The 14675-nt window shown below is 58.1% G+C and carries 13 protein-coding genes; 7 read left to right on the top strand and 6 right to left on the bottom strand.

Annotated elements, in window-relative coordinates:
- Positions 1–13: 13 nt before the first annotated feature.
- Together IB212_RS19455 and IB212_RS19450 are read left to right on the top strand one after the other, a co-directional pair.
- Positions 14–1279: an oligosaccharide MFS transporter gene (locus IB212_RS19455; RefSeq protein WP_188245719.1), complete on the top strand. Its 1266-nt coding sequence runs from the start codon at positions 14–16 to the stop codon at positions 1277–1279.
- A gap of 17 nt (positions 1280–1296) precedes the next feature.
- Positions 1297–2484, top strand: coding sequence for a glycoside hydrolase family 88 protein (locus tag IB212_RS19450; RefSeq protein ID WP_188245718.1), 1188 nt, complete (start codon positions 1297–1299; stop codon positions 2482–2484).
- A 32-nt stretch (positions 2485–2516) separates the two neighbouring features.
- Here IB212_RS19450 and lysM read toward each other — a convergent pair whose 3' ends face one another.
- The 5 genes from lysM to qseB form a co-directional block, all read right to left on the bottom strand.
- Positions 2517–2957, bottom strand: a complete 441-nt coding sequence (gene lysM, locus IB212_RS19445; RefSeq protein ID WP_028014428.1) for a peptidoglycan-binding protein LysM — start codon at positions 2955–2957, stop codon at positions 2517–2519.
- Positions 2958–3042: 85 nt separating this feature from the next.
- A complete protein-coding gene (locus IB212_RS19440) occupies positions 3043–3357 on the bottom strand; it encodes a putative quinol monooxygenase (protein WP_008502984.1) in 315 nt (104 codons plus the stop codon).
- Positions 3358–3388: 31 nt separating this feature from the next.
- Positions 3389–3970 carry an NAD(P)H-dependent oxidoreductase gene (locus tag IB212_RS19435; protein WP_041908121.1) on the bottom strand — a complete coding sequence of 194 codons (582 nt, stop codon included), beginning with the start codon at positions 3968–3970 and terminating at the stop codon, positions 3389–3391.
- A gap of 105 nt (positions 3971–4075) precedes the next feature.
- The gene (gene qseC, locus IB212_RS19430; protein ID WP_188245717.1) at positions 4076–5413 is read right to left on the bottom strand and encodes a quorum sensing histidine kinase QseC; all 1338 of its coding nucleotides are present in this window, start codon (positions 5411–5413) and stop codon (positions 4076–4078) included.
- The gene (gene qseB / locus IB212_RS19425) at positions 5410–6069 is read right to left on the bottom strand and encodes a quorum sensing response regulator transcription factor QseB (RefSeq protein WP_047364588.1); all 660 of its coding nucleotides are present in this window, start codon (positions 6067–6069) and stop codon (positions 5410–5412) included. The genes qseC and qseB overlap by 4 nt, the downstream gene beginning before the upstream one ends.
- A 139-nt stretch (positions 6070–6208) precedes the next feature.
- On the opposite strand from qseB, the gene IB212_RS19420 reads away from it, so the two are divergent.
- From IB212_RS19420 to IB212_RS19400, 5 genes are all read left to right on the top strand, one after another.
- The gene (locus IB212_RS19420; protein ID WP_023309189.1) at positions 6209–6610 is read left to right on the top strand and encodes a YgiW/YdeI family stress tolerance OB fold protein; all 402 of its coding nucleotides are present in this window, start codon (positions 6209–6211) and stop codon (positions 6608–6610) included.
- Positions 6611–6728: 118 nt separating this feature from the next.
- Positions 6729–8987 (top strand): DNA topoisomerase IV subunit A, encoded by a 2259-nt coding sequence (gene parC, locus IB212_RS19415; RefSeq protein ID WP_041908127.1) that lies wholly within the window; start codon positions 6729–6731, stop codon positions 8985–8987.
- Between the two features lie 162 nt (positions 8988–9149).
- A complete protein-coding gene (gene plsC, locus IB212_RS19410) occupies positions 9150–9887 on the top strand; it encodes a 1-acylglycerol-3-phosphate O-acyltransferase (RefSeq protein ID WP_028014424.1) in 738 nt (245 codons plus the stop codon).
- Between the two features lie 58 nt (positions 9888–9945).
- Positions 9946–11358 (top strand): cell division protein FtsP, encoded by a 1413-nt coding sequence (gene ftsP / locus IB212_RS19405; protein WP_028014423.1) that lies wholly within the window; start codon positions 9946–9948, stop codon positions 11356–11358.
- A 131-nt stretch (positions 11359–11489) separates the two neighbouring features.
- Complete coding sequence (locus tag IB212_RS19400; protein WP_041908129.1) at positions 11490–13664, top strand: YgiQ family radical SAM protein; 2175 nt, start codon at positions 11490–11492, stop codon at positions 13662–13664.
- 96 nt (positions 13665–13760) lie between these two features.
- Here IB212_RS19400 and dkgA read toward each other — a convergent pair whose 3' ends face one another.
- Positions 13761–14588, bottom strand: a complete 828-nt coding sequence (dkgA, locus tag IB212_RS19395) for a 2,5-didehydrogluconate reductase DkgA (protein ID WP_021242117.1) — start codon at positions 14586–14588, stop codon at positions 13761–13763.
- Positions 14589–14675 lie beyond the last annotated feature (87 nt).

The raw sequence follows: 14675 nt of genomic DNA, 5'->3' as shown, positions 1-14675 counted from the left end.
CGGCGAGGATGGTATGAAAAATACATCGACAACCAACAGAACCGAATATTACAAAATCAGCAGCTTTATTTTTCTCTATTTCTTTACCTGGTCCGCGAGTATTGGCCTGCTGGCGATCTGGCTGGGTCAAAAAGCGAATCTCAGCGGGACGGTAATTGGAACCGTGTTCGCGGTGAACGGAATATTTTCCGTTATTCTCAAACCCATCTACGGCTATATTCTGGATAAAATCGGCATGAGCAAATACCTGCTCTATTTTGTGGTCGCCATGTCGGCCCTGATGGCGCCGTTTTTTATTTACGTCTATCAGCCGCTGTTAATGTCCAGTACCTTGCTGGGGATTATTATCGGCGCGCTCTATTTAAGCTTTGCCTGGTATGCGGGCGTGGCGGCGTGTGAATCCTATTCCGACCGCTTCAGCCGCTTAAACGGCATGGAGTTCGGGCAAATTCGTATGTGGGGCTCGCTCGGCTGGGCGGTGGCATCGTCCTTCTCCGGCCTGCTGTTCAACCTCTCACCGACCTATAACTTCATTATGGGCAGCGTGGCGTCGATAGTGATGCTGGTTGTCCTGCTCAGCCTGAAAGTGAACACTAACTCCGTTCATGCCGATGCGGTACTGACCAAAGAGAAAATTGCCCCCGCAGATGTGTATGCCCTGCTGCGTAACCGTAAATTCTGGGCTTTTTGCCTGTACGTGGCGGGCGTGGCGTGGATGATGTTTATCGCCGAGCAGCAGTTCTCGCGCTATTTCGTCACCTTCTTTGATGATATTCATGAGGGCAACGCGGTGTTTGGTTATCTCGGCACCGCGCAGTCGGGCATAGAATTCGTCATGTATATGGTTGTCCCGCTGTTCGTTAACTTTATTGGCGCCAGGCGCGGGCTATTAATTGTCGGGCTGATCGTCGGGGCGCGTTTGATTATTTCCGGGATGTGCGACTCGCATCTGTTAATTTCCGTGCTCAAGCCGCTATACGGTATAGAAATTTGCCTGCTGCTGGTGTCGGTCTTTAAATATATTGCGGAGCATTTCGACAAGCGCGTGAACGCCACCATGTATTTACTGGGCTATCAGGCGATGCTGTACGTGGGGAACGTGGTGGTTTCCTCGCCTGCCGGATATATGTATGACCGCATCGGCTTTGAACAGACCTATATCATCATGGGGGCGACGGCGCTGATCTTTACCCTTATTTCTGCCTTTACGTTATCCGCCTGCCAGAGCAAATGGCGCGGCCCCCGCCCGCTGAACGTAGCAGAACCTTCATCACGCTGACCACAAGGAACCGAAATATGTTAAGTCGTATCAGAGAGGAACGCCTGTCTGCCATTTCTGCTCCCGTAGACTCGCGCCTGTTTAGCGATGAACTGATCTCTGCGCGTAGCCACGTCCTCGAGCTGATTAGCCGTCATTTAACGGCATTCGGAGAGCAGTTCCCGGCGGAAACCTGCCGGAACGGTTATTACCCGCTGACCGACAACGTAGAGTGGACAACCAGCTTCTGGACCGGCCAGCTGTGGCTGGCGTGGGAGATGAGCGGCGAGGAGAAATTCCGCTCGATGGCGGAAAAACACGTGCGCTCCTTCGGCCTGCGCATCGCCGGGCGCAGCGACACCAACACTCACGATCTGGGCTTCCTGTACACGCTCTCCTGCGTGGCGGCCTGGAGACTTACCGGCAGCCGCGAGGCGCGCGGTTTCTCCCTGCTGGCGGCTGAAGCCCTGCTGGAGCGCTTTCATGAGAAGGCGAAAATCATTCAGGCGTGGGGCGATCTTTCAGACCCGGAGCAGGCCGGACGGATGATCATCGACTGCAACATGAACCTGCCGCTGCTCTACTGGGCGACGGAGCAGACGGGGGATCCGCGCTTTGCTGACGCCGCAAAAGCGCACGTCATGCAGGCGGCAAACTATCTCATCCGCGACGATGCCTCCACGTTCCACACCTACTATATGGACGTGGTAACCGGCGCGCCGCGCTACGGCAATACCCAGCAGGGCTATGCCGATGACTCCTGCTGGTCGCGCGGGCAGGCGTGGGGGATTTACGGCTTCCTGCTGAGCTATATCTATACCGGCGACGAGACGATGATCGCCCTGTCGAAGCGGCTGGCGAACTACTTCCTCAACCGACTCCCGGAAGACTACGTCTGCCACTGGGATCTGGCGCTGGTGGGGACCGACGCGCTGCGCGATTCGTCCTCGGCGGCGATTGCGGTGTGCGGGCTGCTGGAACTGGTGAAGCACCTGCCCGTGACGGATCCGGACCGGGAGCGTTATCTGGAGTGGGCCAAAGGCATTATGTCTTCACTGACGAAGCACTACCTGATGGGCAAAGAGGAGAAGGGTACCGGGCTGCTGAAACACTCGGTCTATCACCTGGCGAGCAACAAAGGGGTGGACGAGTGTGCGAGCTGGGGGGATTACTTCTATGTTGAGGCGCTGGTGCGCTTTACGCAGAGCTGGAAACTGTACTGGTAAAAACGGTCGGGGGGCGACCCCCGACTCGCGGATCACGCTTTAGGAATACGCAGCGTCTGGCCGGGGTAGATTTTATCCGGGCTGGAGAGCATCGGGCGGTTAGCCTCAAAAATCTTATTGTACTGGTTGGCATCGCCGTACACGGTTTTGGAGATAGCGCTCAGGGTGTCGCCGGATTTTACCGTGTAGTAGGTGGCTTCATCTTTGGCATCGGTCGTGGTGATGTTGTTCTCCACCTCGCTGACGCCCGCGATGTTGCCGACGGCGACCTGGATTTTTTCTTTCTGCTCCTGGGTCAGCCCGTCACCCGTCACGCTGGCCTTGCCGTCGGTAACGTTAACCTGAACTTTGTCTGAACCGGGAATGTTGAGTTTCTTGAGGTGCTCGGTGATTTTGTCGCTCTGACCTTTGTGGTCGGTCAGGTTATCCCATAGCTTTTCGCCTGCTTCTTTCACGAAGTTAAAAAGACCCATTCCATCCTCCTGTTAATCATGAAGTCAGAATAAGCATAGCAGGTCAGAGAGAATTCCCTCCCCGGAAGGAGAGGGAAGGCAGGTTTTAAACCCCTTGCTCCAGAATACGGATGTGGGTCTCCAGCACGTCACCCTTCACCGCATCGCTCCACGCTTTCATGTGCGCGGTCTGCAGGTGTGCTTCAAGGTGCGCGACGGTTTCCCACTGCTCAACCATGATAATGGAGTCTGGCGCAGTGGCCTGGAAGCTTGCGTCGGTAGCGGCGTCCACCATCGGCGCGTAGCCGTGGCAGCCTTCTTCTTTCAGTACGGTTGGGATGATTTTCGCGAACTGATCCAGCACCGCCTGGCGGTGATGTTGACCTGGACGAGTACGGATTTCTGCGATTACTGTAAGCATGGTTACTACTCCTTTAATTCCAGGCTACCAGTTAAGCAAAAATTTTCGCGAGATGCTTGCGATATTCTGCGATATAGCTCGGGACGTCAGGCATTTTAATCACGTCGTTGACGATAAAGGTCGGCAGCGGATCCATTCCCAGGAACTGGTTCGCCTTGTGGAATGGCAGATACGCGCCGTCTACGCCCACGCCTTCGAAGAACTGATCTTTTTCGGTGAAGGCTTCCAGAGGGGCGTTCCAGGTCAGGGAGAGCATATATTTTTTGCCCTGAATCAGGCCGCCGGAGCCGTATTTTTTAGAGGCGTCTGAGCGGGTGCGTCCGTCGCTGGCATACAGCGAACCGTGACCTTCGGTGAAGACGTCGTCCATGTATTTTTTCACGGTCCACGGCGCGCCCATCCACCAGCCCGGCATCTGCCAGACAACCACATCGGCCCACAGGAAGTTCTGTACTTCGGCCTTCACGTCATAGTTGCTGTCCGCGCGCACGACCTTAACATCATGCCCGGCGTCGCGCAGGAAACCGTCCGCGACCTCGGTCAGGGTGTCATTCAACTGCCCTTTAGAGTGCGCGAACTCTTTCGCGCCGTTGATAATCAGAATATTGCTCATTATTTGTCCTCGGTCATGAGAGTATGCCAGGTATTCTACGCGCGAGGACGGAGCGGAAAAATAAGCAAAATGTGCAAAGTCTTTTGCGCTAAATGCAATAATCCCTTACCAGTTAACCTTTACTTCAAAGCCGCCTTCTGGCGCATTGCCCAGCGAGACGCGCATGCCATGTAGCGCGGCAATGCGTTTCACAATGGATAGCCCCAGCCCGCTGCCCGTGGCGTCCTGACCCGGTGGACGATAAAAGCGCTCGCCGAGACGCGCCAGCGCATCGGGCGAAATGCCCGGGCCATTGTCGCGCACGGTAACGCTACGGGTGTTCAGCGTCACGTCTACCACGCTGCCGCGCGGGCTGTAGCGGGTGGCGTTATCCAGCAGGTTGCGCGCCATCAGGCTCAGAAGCAGCTGCTGACCCGTTCGGGTCACCTCCGGCGCGTTGATGTGCAGGCAAATATCAATACCCGCCTGCTGTGCAGCAGGATAAATATCCATTACCGCAGACTGCAGCAGGTCGGCCATCGCTATCTGTTCTACGCCGTCCAGGCTGTCCAGCGAGTCCAGGCGCGACAGGGTGAGGAGCTGATCCACCAGCCGGGAGGCGCGGTCGATACCCGCGTGCAGCTGAGCCAGCGCTTTTTCCTGCGCCTGCGGATCGTCCTGAGAAAGCTGCGCCACGTCGGTTTGCACCTTCAGCGCCGCCAGCGGGCTGCGCAGCTCGTGGGCGGCGTCGGAGGTAAAGCGGCGCTCGCGGGTCATCATCTCCTGGGTACGGGTAAAAAGATGGTTCAGCGAGTCGAGCAGGGGGCGCACTTCCGCCGGCACGCCTTGAGTGGGCAGGGCGTCGGTGGCGTCCGGCGAGCGGGAACGTAGGGTCTGGGCCAGCTTTTTCAGGGGCTTCAGCTCCCGGCTCAGCAGGACGATCAGCAACAGTAGCATCACCGGCAGCGCCACCAGCCACGGCGTCAGCTGCGAGCTGACCACGTCCAGCGCCATATCCTGCCGGTACTCCCACTCCTGGCCGACCACCACGCGGTATTTTCCGTCTGGCGACGTCAGCCATAAAAAGCGCCATTCATCGTTGTCATCCTGAAGCCGTCCGTCATCAAAGCCGTCACGACGATAGTGATACGGGATATCGCGCCCGTTTTCGCCGTCGTTAAGGATCATCGTGCCGTCTGAAGCGTAAATAGCGAAGGCCAGCGCGTCATCGTCCAGATGCCCGTGTTTGGCCTTTTTCGGCACCTCGCGCATGCGCTCTGGCGCGCGGATCTCGTCCAGATCCATCGTCAGCAGCCGTTTGGCAAACAGCATCTGCTGGGTGTCGAACAGCTTATCGAGCTTGTGGGTGGTCTGCTGCCACGCCACCAGGCTGGCGGCAAACCAGGCCGTCAGAGACAGCGCTAAAAAGAGGAGCGTCAGGCGCAGCTTCAGGCTCAGCTTCATGCGTCACCCAGGGTGTAGCCGATGCCGTGCACGGTGCGGATAAACTCGCTCCCGAGCTTGCGGCGTAAATGATGGACATGGACTTCGACGGCGTTGCTGGAGACGTCATCGTCCCAGGTATAAAGCTTTTCCTCGATCAGCTTGCGCGGCAGCACCCGGCCCGCGTTACGCATCAGCAGCTCCAGCAGGGCGAACTCTTTGGGTTTAAGCGTCAGCGTTTCGCCCTCCAGCGTGGCGACGAGGCTTGCCGGATCGAGCGTCACCTTGCCGTGGCGCAGTTCGCTGCGGGTCTGACCGTGGCTGCGGCGCACCAGTGCTTCCAGACGGGCGGCCACTTCTATCAGCGCGAACGGCTTACAGAGATAATCGTCCGCACCGAGGCGCAGCCCTTCAACGCGCTGGTTCAGCGCATCCCGCGCGGTCAGGATCAGTACCGGCTCGCTGCGGCCGCTTTCGCGCCAGGCGCGCAGGATCTCCAGACCGTCAATTCCCGGTAGGGTCAGGTCAAGCACCACGGCATCATAGGGCGCAGAGGCAAGCGCGGCCTGCCCGGTTTTCCCGTCGGTAAACCAGTCCACGCTAAAGCCCAGTTTGCTTAAGCCTGCTTTGATGCCATCGCCGATTAACCTGTCGTCTTCTACCAGTAAAATGCGCATGTTCCCTCCTTGATGCCGTCAGTAAACCCTCTGCAAGCGCCTGCTGTACAGTAAAAATAAATAAATTTTCCCCTTAAGAAGTTGTTAAGGTTTACCCTGTTTAATGGACTGCGAAACGACATTAAAGGGAGAGATGAAGATGAAAAAATTCGCTGCAATTGCTGCCATCATGATGATGACCACCGCGCCGGTCTTTGCCGCACAGGGCGGCTTTACTGGCCCATCTGCGACACAGACCCAGACGCAAACCCAGCAGGGCGGTTTTGTCGATAACAACGCCAACCTCACCACCGCGGCTAAAGTGAAAGATCTGAAGGACGATGCCTGGGTGAAGCTGCGCGGGAACATTACCGAGCGCCTGTCCGATGACCGCTACACCTTCCGCGACGAGTCCGGCACGGTGGTGGTTGAGATTGACCACAAGCGCTGGAACGGCGTGACCGTCACCCCGCAGGATAAAGTAGAGCTGCAGGGTAAAGTCGACAAAGACTGGAACGAGTTTGAAATCGACGTGAAGCAGGTTATCAAGCTGAACAAATAACCCGTAAAGGGCCGCTTATGCGGCCCTTTTTCTTTGTGACTCAATTCGTCAGATGAGGTAGTATCTGCGGCAATATTGCCTGAAACCCTTCGGTTTCTGAGTTGAGGAATCACACGTAATGAGCGATATGGCAGAGCGCCTCGCGCTACATGAATTCACGGAAAACGCCTACCTGAACTACTCCATGTACGTCATCATGGACAGGGCGTTGCCGTTTATCGGGGATGGCCTGAAGCCCGTTCAGCGCCGCATCGTCTATGCGATGTCCGAACTGGGGCTGAACGCCACCGCTAAGTTCAAGAAATCCGCCCGTACTGTGGGTGACGTACTGGGTAAATACCATCCGCACGGCGACAGCGCCTGCTATGAAGCGATGGTGCTGATGGCCCAGCCGTTCTCTTACCGATATCCGCTGGTGGACGGGCAGGGGAACTGGGGTGCGCCGGACGATCCGAAATCCTTCGCAGCGATGCGTTATACCGAATCCCGCCTGTCCAAATACGCCGAAGTGCTGCTGGGTGAGCTGGGTCAGGGAACCGTTGACTGGGTGCCAAACTTCGACGGTACGCTGCAGGAGCCGAAGATGCTGCCTGCGCGTCTGCCGAACATCCTGCTGAACGGCACGACCGGTATTGCGGTCGGCATGGCGACGGACATTCCGCCGCACAACCTGCGTGAAGTGGCGAAAGCCGCCATCACCCTGATCGAGCAGCCAAAAACCTCGCTGGACGAGCTGCTGGATATCGTGCAGGGGCCGGATTACCCGACCGAAGCCGAGATCATCACCTCGCGTGCAGAAATCCGCAAAATCTACCAGAACGGTCGCGGCTCCGTGCGCATGCGCGCGGTGTGGAATAAAGAGGACGGCGCCGTGGTGATCACCGCGCTGCCGCACCAGGTTTCCGGTGCCAAAGTGCTGGAGCAGATCGCCGCCCAGATGCGCAATAAAAAGCTGCCGATGGTGGACGATCTGCGCGACGAATCCGACCACGAGAACCCGACTCGTCTGGTGATCGTGCCGCGCTCTAACCGCGTGGACATGGAGCAGGTGATGAACCACCTGTTCGCCACTACCGATCTGGAAAAAAGCTACCGCATCAACCTGAATATGATTGGTCTGGACGGTCGTCCGGCGGTGAAAAACCTGCTGGAGATCCTCAGCGAGTGGCTGACGTTCCGCCGCGATACGGTGCGCCGTCGTCTGAACCATCGTCTGGAGAAAGTGCTTAAGCGCCTGCATATCCTCGAAGGTTTGCTGGTGGCATTCCTCAATATCGATGAAGTGATTGAGATCATCCGTACCGAGGACGAGCCGAAGCCCGCGCTGATGTCGCGCTTTGGCATCAGCGAAACCCAGGCCGAAGCGATCCTCGAACTGAAGCTGCGCCATCTCGCTAAGCTGGAGGAGATGAAGATCCGCGGCGAGCAAAGCGAGCTGGAAAAAGAGCGCGATCAGCTGCAGGCGATCCTCGCCTCCGAGCGCAAGATGAACACCCTGCTGAAGAAAGAGCTGCAGGCGGATGCCGATGCCTTCGGTGACGACCGTCGTTCTCCGCTGCACGAGCGCGAAGAAGCGAAGGCGATGAACGAGCACGACATGCAGCCGTCCGAGCCGGTGACCATTGTCCTGTCGCAGAGCGGCTGGGTGCGCAGCGCCAAAGGCCACGATATCGACGCGCCGGGTCTGAGCTACAAAGCGGGCGATAGCTTTAAAGCGGCGGTGAAAGGCAAGAGCAACCAGCCGGTGGCGTTTATCGACTCCACGGGCCGCAGCTACGCTATCGACCCGATCACGCTGCCTTCCGCGCGCGGCCAGGGCGAACCGCTCACCGGTAAGCTGACGCTGCCGCCGGGCGCAACGGTTGACCACATGCTGATGGAGGCCGACGACCAGAAGCTGCTGATGGCGTCCGATGCGGGCTACGGCTTTATCTGTACCTTTAACGACCTCGTGTCGCGTAACCGTGCCGGTAAAGCGCTGATCAGCCTGCCGGACAATGCCCGCGTGATGACACCGCTGGTGATTGAGAACGAGAGCGACATGCTGCTGGCGATCACCTCTGCCGGACGCATGCTGATGTTCCCGGTCAGCGACCTGCCGGAGCTGTCGAAAGGTAAGGGCAACAAGATCATCAACATCCCGTCGGCGGAAGCCGCGAAAGGTGAAGATGGCCTGGCGCACCTCTTCCTGCTGCCGCCGCAGAGCACGCTGACCATCCACGTTGGCAAGCGTAAAATCAAGCTTCGCCCGGAAGAGCTGCAGAAAGTGGTGGGCGAGCGCGGTCGCCGCGGTTCGCTGATGCGCGGCCTGCAACGTATCGACCGCGTGGAGATTGATTCGCCTGCGCGCAGCAGCGCGGGCGACAGCGAAGAGTAATGTCATGACACCCCCTCTGTCCGGAGGGGGTATTTCAATAAAATTTCCCGTAAAATCGTTGTTAATTCGTGCGTTGCGATTAACAATACGCGCTCGTAATAAAGTCCTTATCTGGCCACAGGTGAAGTATAATTGTCAGCTGTCAGGGCTTCAGAGGTCGCTATGCTATACATTGTTCGTCTCATTCTTACCGTTATTTACTGCATTCTGGTCTGTATTTTCGGCTCTATTTACTGCCTGTTCAGCCCGCGTAATCCGAAGCATGTTGCCACCTTTGGCCATATGTTCGGTCGCCTTGCGCCGCTGTTTGGTCTGAAGGTTGAAAAACGCCTGCCTGAAGGAGCGGAGAACTTCGGTAACGCCATCTATATCGCCAACCATCAGAACAACTACGATATGGTGACGGCCTCCAATATTGTTCTGCCTCCGACCGTGACGGTGGGGAAAAAAAGCCTTCTGTGGATCCCGTTTTTTGGCCAGCTGTACTGGCTGACCGGTAACCTGCTGATCGACCGTAACAACCGTGCAAAAGCGCACGGCACGATTGCAGAAGTGGTGAATCATTTTAAAAAGCGCCGGATCTCAATCTGGATGTTCCCGGAAGGGACGCGTAGCCGCGGCCGCGGCCTGCTGCCGTTTAAAACCGGCGCGTTTCATGCCGCAATTGCGGCAGGTGTTCCAATTATTCCCGTGTGCGTTTCCAATACTTCTAATAAGATTAATCTTAACCGCCTGAATAATGGTCTGGTGATTGTCGAAATGCTGCCACCCGTCGATACCAGCAAATACGGTAAAGACCAGGTGCGCGAACTGGCAGCACACTGCCGCGAGCTAATGGCTCAGCATATTGCGCTGCTGGATAAAGAAGTCGCAGAAAGAGAAGCCGCCGGTAAGGTTTAATTCGGCGTTAAAGGGAAAAAGAATTCCCGCGTTGTTAGTCGTTTCAGATGGAGCTTATATGTCACTCAGTCGGCGTCAGTTTATTCAGGCTTCGGGGATTGCCCTTTGTGCGGGTGCGATGCCGCTGACAGCCAGCGCCGCCGGGCAGCAGCAGCCGCTGCCCATTCCGCCGTTGATTGAATCCCGTCGCGGGCAGCCGCTTTTCCTTACGCTTCAGCGCAGCCACTGGTCCTTTACCCAGGGCACGCGCGCGCCGGTGTGGGGCATTAACGGGCGCTACCTCGGGCCGACCATCCGCGTGTGGAACGGCGATGACGTTAAGCTCATTTACAGCAACCGTACGGCTGAAAATGTCGCCATGACCATCAGCGGCTTACAGGTTCCTGGACCTTTGATTGGCGGCGCGGCGCGAATGATGTCCCCCAACGCCGACTGGGCGCCCGTCCTGCCGATTCGCCAGAGTGCGGCAACCCTGTGGTATCACGCCAATACCCCTAACCGTACGGCGCAGCAGGTCTATAACGGTCTGGCCGGCATGTGGCTGGTGGAAGATGAGGTCAGTAAATCTCTGCCGATCCCGAACCACTACGGCGTGGACGATTTCCCGGTCATTATTCAGGACAAACGTCTGGATAACTTCGGTACGCCGGAGTACAGCGAGCCGGGCAGCGGTGGCTTTGTCGGCGATACCTTGCTGGTTAACGGCGCGCAGAGCCCGTACGTGGAAGTGTCCCGCGGCTGGGTGCGCCTGCGCCTGCTCAACGCCTCTAACTCGCGTCGCTATCAGCTGCAGATGAGCGATGGCCGCCCGCTGCACGTAATCTCCGGCGACCAGGGCTTTTTACCGGCGCCGGTCTCCGTTAAACAGCTTGCGCTGGCGCCGGGTGAACGTCGTGAAATTCTGGTGGATATGACCAACGGGGACGAAGTCTCCGTCACCTGTGGTGAAGCCGCGAGCATCGTTGACCGTATTCGCGGGTTCTTTGAGCCGTCGAGCATTCTGGTCTCCACGCTGGTGCTTACTCTGCGTCCAACCGGCCTGCTGCCGCTGGTCACCGATAGCCTGCCGATGCGCCTGCTGCCGCAGGAGATCATGAGCGGCTCGCCGGTGCGCAGCCGTGATATCAGCCTGGGCGACGATCCGGGCATCAACGGCGCGCTGTGGGATGTAAATCGCATTGATATCACCGCTCAGCAGGGAACGTGGGAGCGCTGGACGGTCCGATCAGACATGCCGCAGTCGTTCCATATTGAAGGTGTGTCATTCCTGATCCGCAACGTTAATGGCGCGATGCCGTTCCCGGAAGATCGCGGCTGGAAAGATACCGTGTGGGTGGACGGCCAGGTTGAACTGCTCGTCTACTACGGCCAGCCTTCGTGGCCGCACTTCCCGTTCCTGTTCCACAGCCAGACGCTGGAGATGATGGACAGGGGCTCGGTAGGGCAGATGCTGGTGAATCCGGCGCCGTAACGTGCTTTTCTCCCTCTCCCTGTGGGAGAGGGTTGGGGTGAGGGCAACAGCCCGCATAATACCCCTTCATTTCCCACAATGTTCCAGCGTATAATCCCCGCCCTTTTGTCTATTTTTTCTTCGGAAGCACTATGAGCGCAATTTCCCTGATCCAGCCGGATCGTGACCTCTTCTCCTGGCCCCAGTACTGGGCGGCCTGCTTTGGACCGGCGCCGTTCCTGCCGATGTCCCGGGAAGAGATGGACCAACTGGGCTGGGACAGCTGCGATATCATTCTGGTCACGGGCGATGCCTACGTTGACCACCCGAGCTTCGGCATGGCCATCTGTGGCCGTATGCTCGAAGCGCAGGGCTTCCGCGTGGGGATCATCTCCCAGCCCGACTGGAACAGCAAAGACGACTTTATGCGTCTGGGAAAACCAAACCTGTTCTTCGGCGTGACCGCCGGCAACATGGACTCGATGATCAACCGCTATACCGCCGACCGTAAGCTGCGCCATGACGACGCCTACACGCCGGATAACGTGGCGGGCAAACGTCCGGACCGCGCGACCCTGGTTTATACCCAGCGCTGCAAAGAAGCCTGGAAAGACGTGCCGGTGATCCTCGGCGGCATCGAGGCGAGCCTGCGCCGCACCGCGCACTACGACTACTGGTCAGATACCGTGCGCCGCTCGGTGCTGGTGGACTCCAAGGCCGACATGCTGATTTACGGTAACGGCGAGCGTCCGCTGGTGGAAGTGGCGCACCGTCTGTCGCAGGGCGAGCCGGTAAGCAGCATCCGCGACGTGCGCAATACTGCGATCATGGTGAAAGAGGCGCTGCCGGGCTGGAGCGGGGTGGATTCCCGCATTATTGATATGCCGGGCAAAATCGACCCGATCCCGCACCCGTACGGTGAAGATCTGCCGTGTGCCGATAACAAGCCGGTTGAGCCGAAGAAAGCGGAAGCGAAGGCTATCGTTGTGCAGCCGCCGCGCCCGAAGCCGTGGGAAAAGACCTACGTGCTGCTGCCGTCCTATGAGAAGGTGAAAGCCGACAAGGTGCTCTACGCGCACGCGTCCCGTATTCTGCACCATGAAACCAACCCGGGCTGCGCCCGCGCGCTAATGCAGAAGCACGGCGAGCGCTTTATCTGGATCAACCCGCCGGCGATCCCGCTCTCCACCGAAGAGATGGACAGCGTCTTTGCGCTGCCGTACAAGCGCGTGCCACACCCGGCGTACGGCAACGCCCGTATCCCGGCGTATGAGATGATCCGCTTCTCGATCAACATCATGCGCGGCTGCTTCGGCGGCTGCTCCTTCTGCTCCATTACCGAACACGAAGGCCGTATTATCCAGAGCCGCTCTGAGGATTCGATCATCAATGAGATCGAAGCCATTCGCGACTCGGTGCCGGGCTTTACCGGCGTGATCTCCGATCTCGGCGGCCCAACCGCGAACATGTATATGCTGCGCTGCAAGTCGCCGCGCGCGGAGCAGACCTGCCGTCGTCTCTCCTGCGTCTACCCGAGCATTTGCGAGCACATGGATACTAACCACGAGCCGACGATCAACCTCTACCGCCGCGCGCGCGACCTGAAGGGCATCAAAAAGATCCTCATCGCCTCCGGGGTGCGTTACGACATCGCCGTGGAAGATCCTCGCTATATCAAAGAGCTGGCGACGCACCACGTGGGCGGTTATCTGAAGATTGCGCCGGAGCACACCGAAGAAGGCCCGCTGTCGAAGATGATGAAGCCGGGCATGGGCAGCTACGATCGCTTTAAGCAGCTGTTCGACACCTACTCGAAGCAGGCGGGCAAAGAGCAGTATCTGATCCCGTACTTCATCTCCGCGCATCCTGGCACGCGCGATGAAGACATGGTGAACCTGGCGCTGTGGCTGAAGCAGCGTCGCTTCCGTCTGGATCAGGTGCAGAACTTCTATCCTTCACCGCTCGCCAACTCGACGACCATGTATTACACCGGCAAAAATCCGCTGAGTAAGATTGGCTACAAGAGCGAAGAGGTGGTGGTGCCGAAAGGGGATAAACAGCGTCGTCTGCATAAGGCGCTGCTGCGTTACCACGACCCGAAAAACTGGCCGCTGATCCGCCAGGCGCTGGAAGAGATGGGTAAAAAACACCTTATTGGTTCGCGCCGCGACTGCCTGGTTCCGGCTCCTACGCTGGATGAGGTGCGCGAAGCGCGTCGCCAGAACCGCAATACGCGCCCGGCGCTGACCAAACATACGCCGATTGTGCATCAGCGTTCGAACGGTGGGGCGGGAACGAAGAAGAACGTAAAACGTAAGATCGGTTAAACCTGTAACAATGCCCGGTGGCGCTGCGCTTACCGGGCCTACAGGTCGGCGCGTAGGCCGGGTAAGGCGAAGCCGCCACCCGGCTTTTTTACGCGATTAACCGCCAAACTGATCCGGGTCCGGCCCAAGCCGCTTACCTTTATCCAGCTTCGCAATTTCACCCAGCTCGTCTTTGTCCAGTCGGAAATCCCAGACGTCGAAGTTCTCGGCAATGCGCGACGGCGTGACCGATTTCGGGATCACCACCAGGCCGTTGTCCAGATGCCAGCGAATGACGATCTGCGCCGGGGTTTTGCCGTATTTATCCGCCAGGTCGCGGATGATTTTCTGATCGAACACGCCTTCACCGCCCTGCGCCAGCGGGCTCCAGGACTCGGTCTGGATCTTGTGGGTGGCGTTCCAGGCGTGAAGCTGGCGCTGCTGCAGCAGCGGGTGCAGCTCGATCTGGTTAATCACCGGAGCGACGCCCGTTTCGTCAATCAGGCGCTGCAGGTGATGCACCTGGAAGTTACAGACGCCGATGCTTTTCACCAGCCCCTCTTTCTGCAGTTCAATCATCCCTTTCCAGGCGTCAACGTAATGGTCGATGGCCGGAACCGGCCAGTGCATCAGGTACAGATCGACGAAATCAAGCTGGAGTTTCTCCAGGCTCTCCTGCAACGCTTCGCGGGGGCGCTTTTGATCGTCGTTCCACAGTTTAGTGGTGATGAACAGCTCATCGCGAGGGACGCCGGCGCTGGCCAGCGCGGTCCCCACGCCGTCCTCGTTTTTGTACGCGGCGGCGGTATCAATCGACCGATAGCCGACTTCGAGTGCTTTATGAATGGCGGAGACGACCTCGTCGTTACCGGCTTTCCATACACCTAGCCCCAGTTGGGGCATCACGTTGCCGTCCTGCAGCTTGATTACGGTTTGGTTTGCCATTTTTCCTCCTTCAGGTGCGCATCGCCGGAGGGGGACTCCGGCGATGGGGTGTGCATTAAGTCTGGACGAAATGTCAAAAAACGAAAG

The sequence above is a fragment of the Enterobacter sp. E12 genome, from assembly GCF_014596715.2.
Classification (GTDB): domain Bacteria; phylum Pseudomonadota; class Gammaproteobacteria; order Enterobacterales; family Enterobacteriaceae; genus Enterobacter; species Enterobacter bugandensis.
This window is presented reverse-complemented; position numbering and strand designations above follow the sequence as displayed.

Excerpts from the sequence above, each read along its gene's own strand:
- IB212_RS19455 (WP_188245719.1), top strand. The coding sequence starts at position 14 with ATGAAAAATACATCGACAACCAACAGAACCGAATATTACAAAATCAGC.
- IB212_RS19450 (WP_188245718.1), top strand. The coding sequence starts at position 1,297 with ATGTTAAGTCGTATCAGAGAGGAACGCCTGTCTGCCATTTCTGCTCCC.
- lysM (WP_028014428.1), bottom strand. The coding sequence starts at position 2,957 with ATGGGTCTTTTTAACTTCGTGAAAGAAGCAGGCGAAAAGCTATGGGAT.
- IB212_RS19440 (WP_008502984.1), bottom strand. The coding sequence starts at position 3,357 with ATGCTTACAGTAATCGCAGAAATCCGTACTCGTCCAGGTCAACATCAC.
- IB212_RS19435 (WP_041908121.1), bottom strand. The coding sequence starts at position 3,970 with ATGAGCAATATTCTGATTATCAACGGCGCGAAAGAGTTCGCGCACTCT.
- qseC (WP_188245717.1), bottom strand. The coding sequence starts at position 5,413 with ATGAAGCTGAGCCTGAAGCTGCGCCTGACGCTCCTCTTTTTAGCGCTG.
- qseB (WP_047364588.1), bottom strand. The coding sequence starts at position 6,069 with ATGCGCATTTTACTGGTAGAAGACGACAGGTTAATCGGCGATGGCATC.
- IB212_RS19420 (WP_023309189.1), top strand. The coding sequence starts at position 6,209 with ATGAAAAAATTCGCTGCAATTGCTGCCATCATGATGATGACCACCGCG.
- parC (WP_041908127.1), top strand. The coding sequence starts at position 6,729 with ATGAGCGATATGGCAGAGCGCCTCGCGCTACATGAATTCACGGAAAAC.
- plsC (WP_028014424.1), top strand. The coding sequence starts at position 9,150 with ATGCTATACATTGTTCGTCTCATTCTTACCGTTATTTACTGCATTCTG.
- ftsP (WP_028014423.1), top strand. The coding sequence starts at position 9,946 with ATGTCACTCAGTCGGCGTCAGTTTATTCAGGCTTCGGGGATTGCCCTT.
- IB212_RS19400 (WP_041908129.1), top strand. The coding sequence starts at position 11,490 with ATGAGCGCAATTTCCCTGATCCAGCCGGATCGTGACCTCTTCTCCTGG.
- dkgA (WP_021242117.1), bottom strand. The coding sequence starts at position 14,588 with ATGGCAAACCAAACCGTAATCAAGCTGCAGGACGGCAACGTGATGCCC.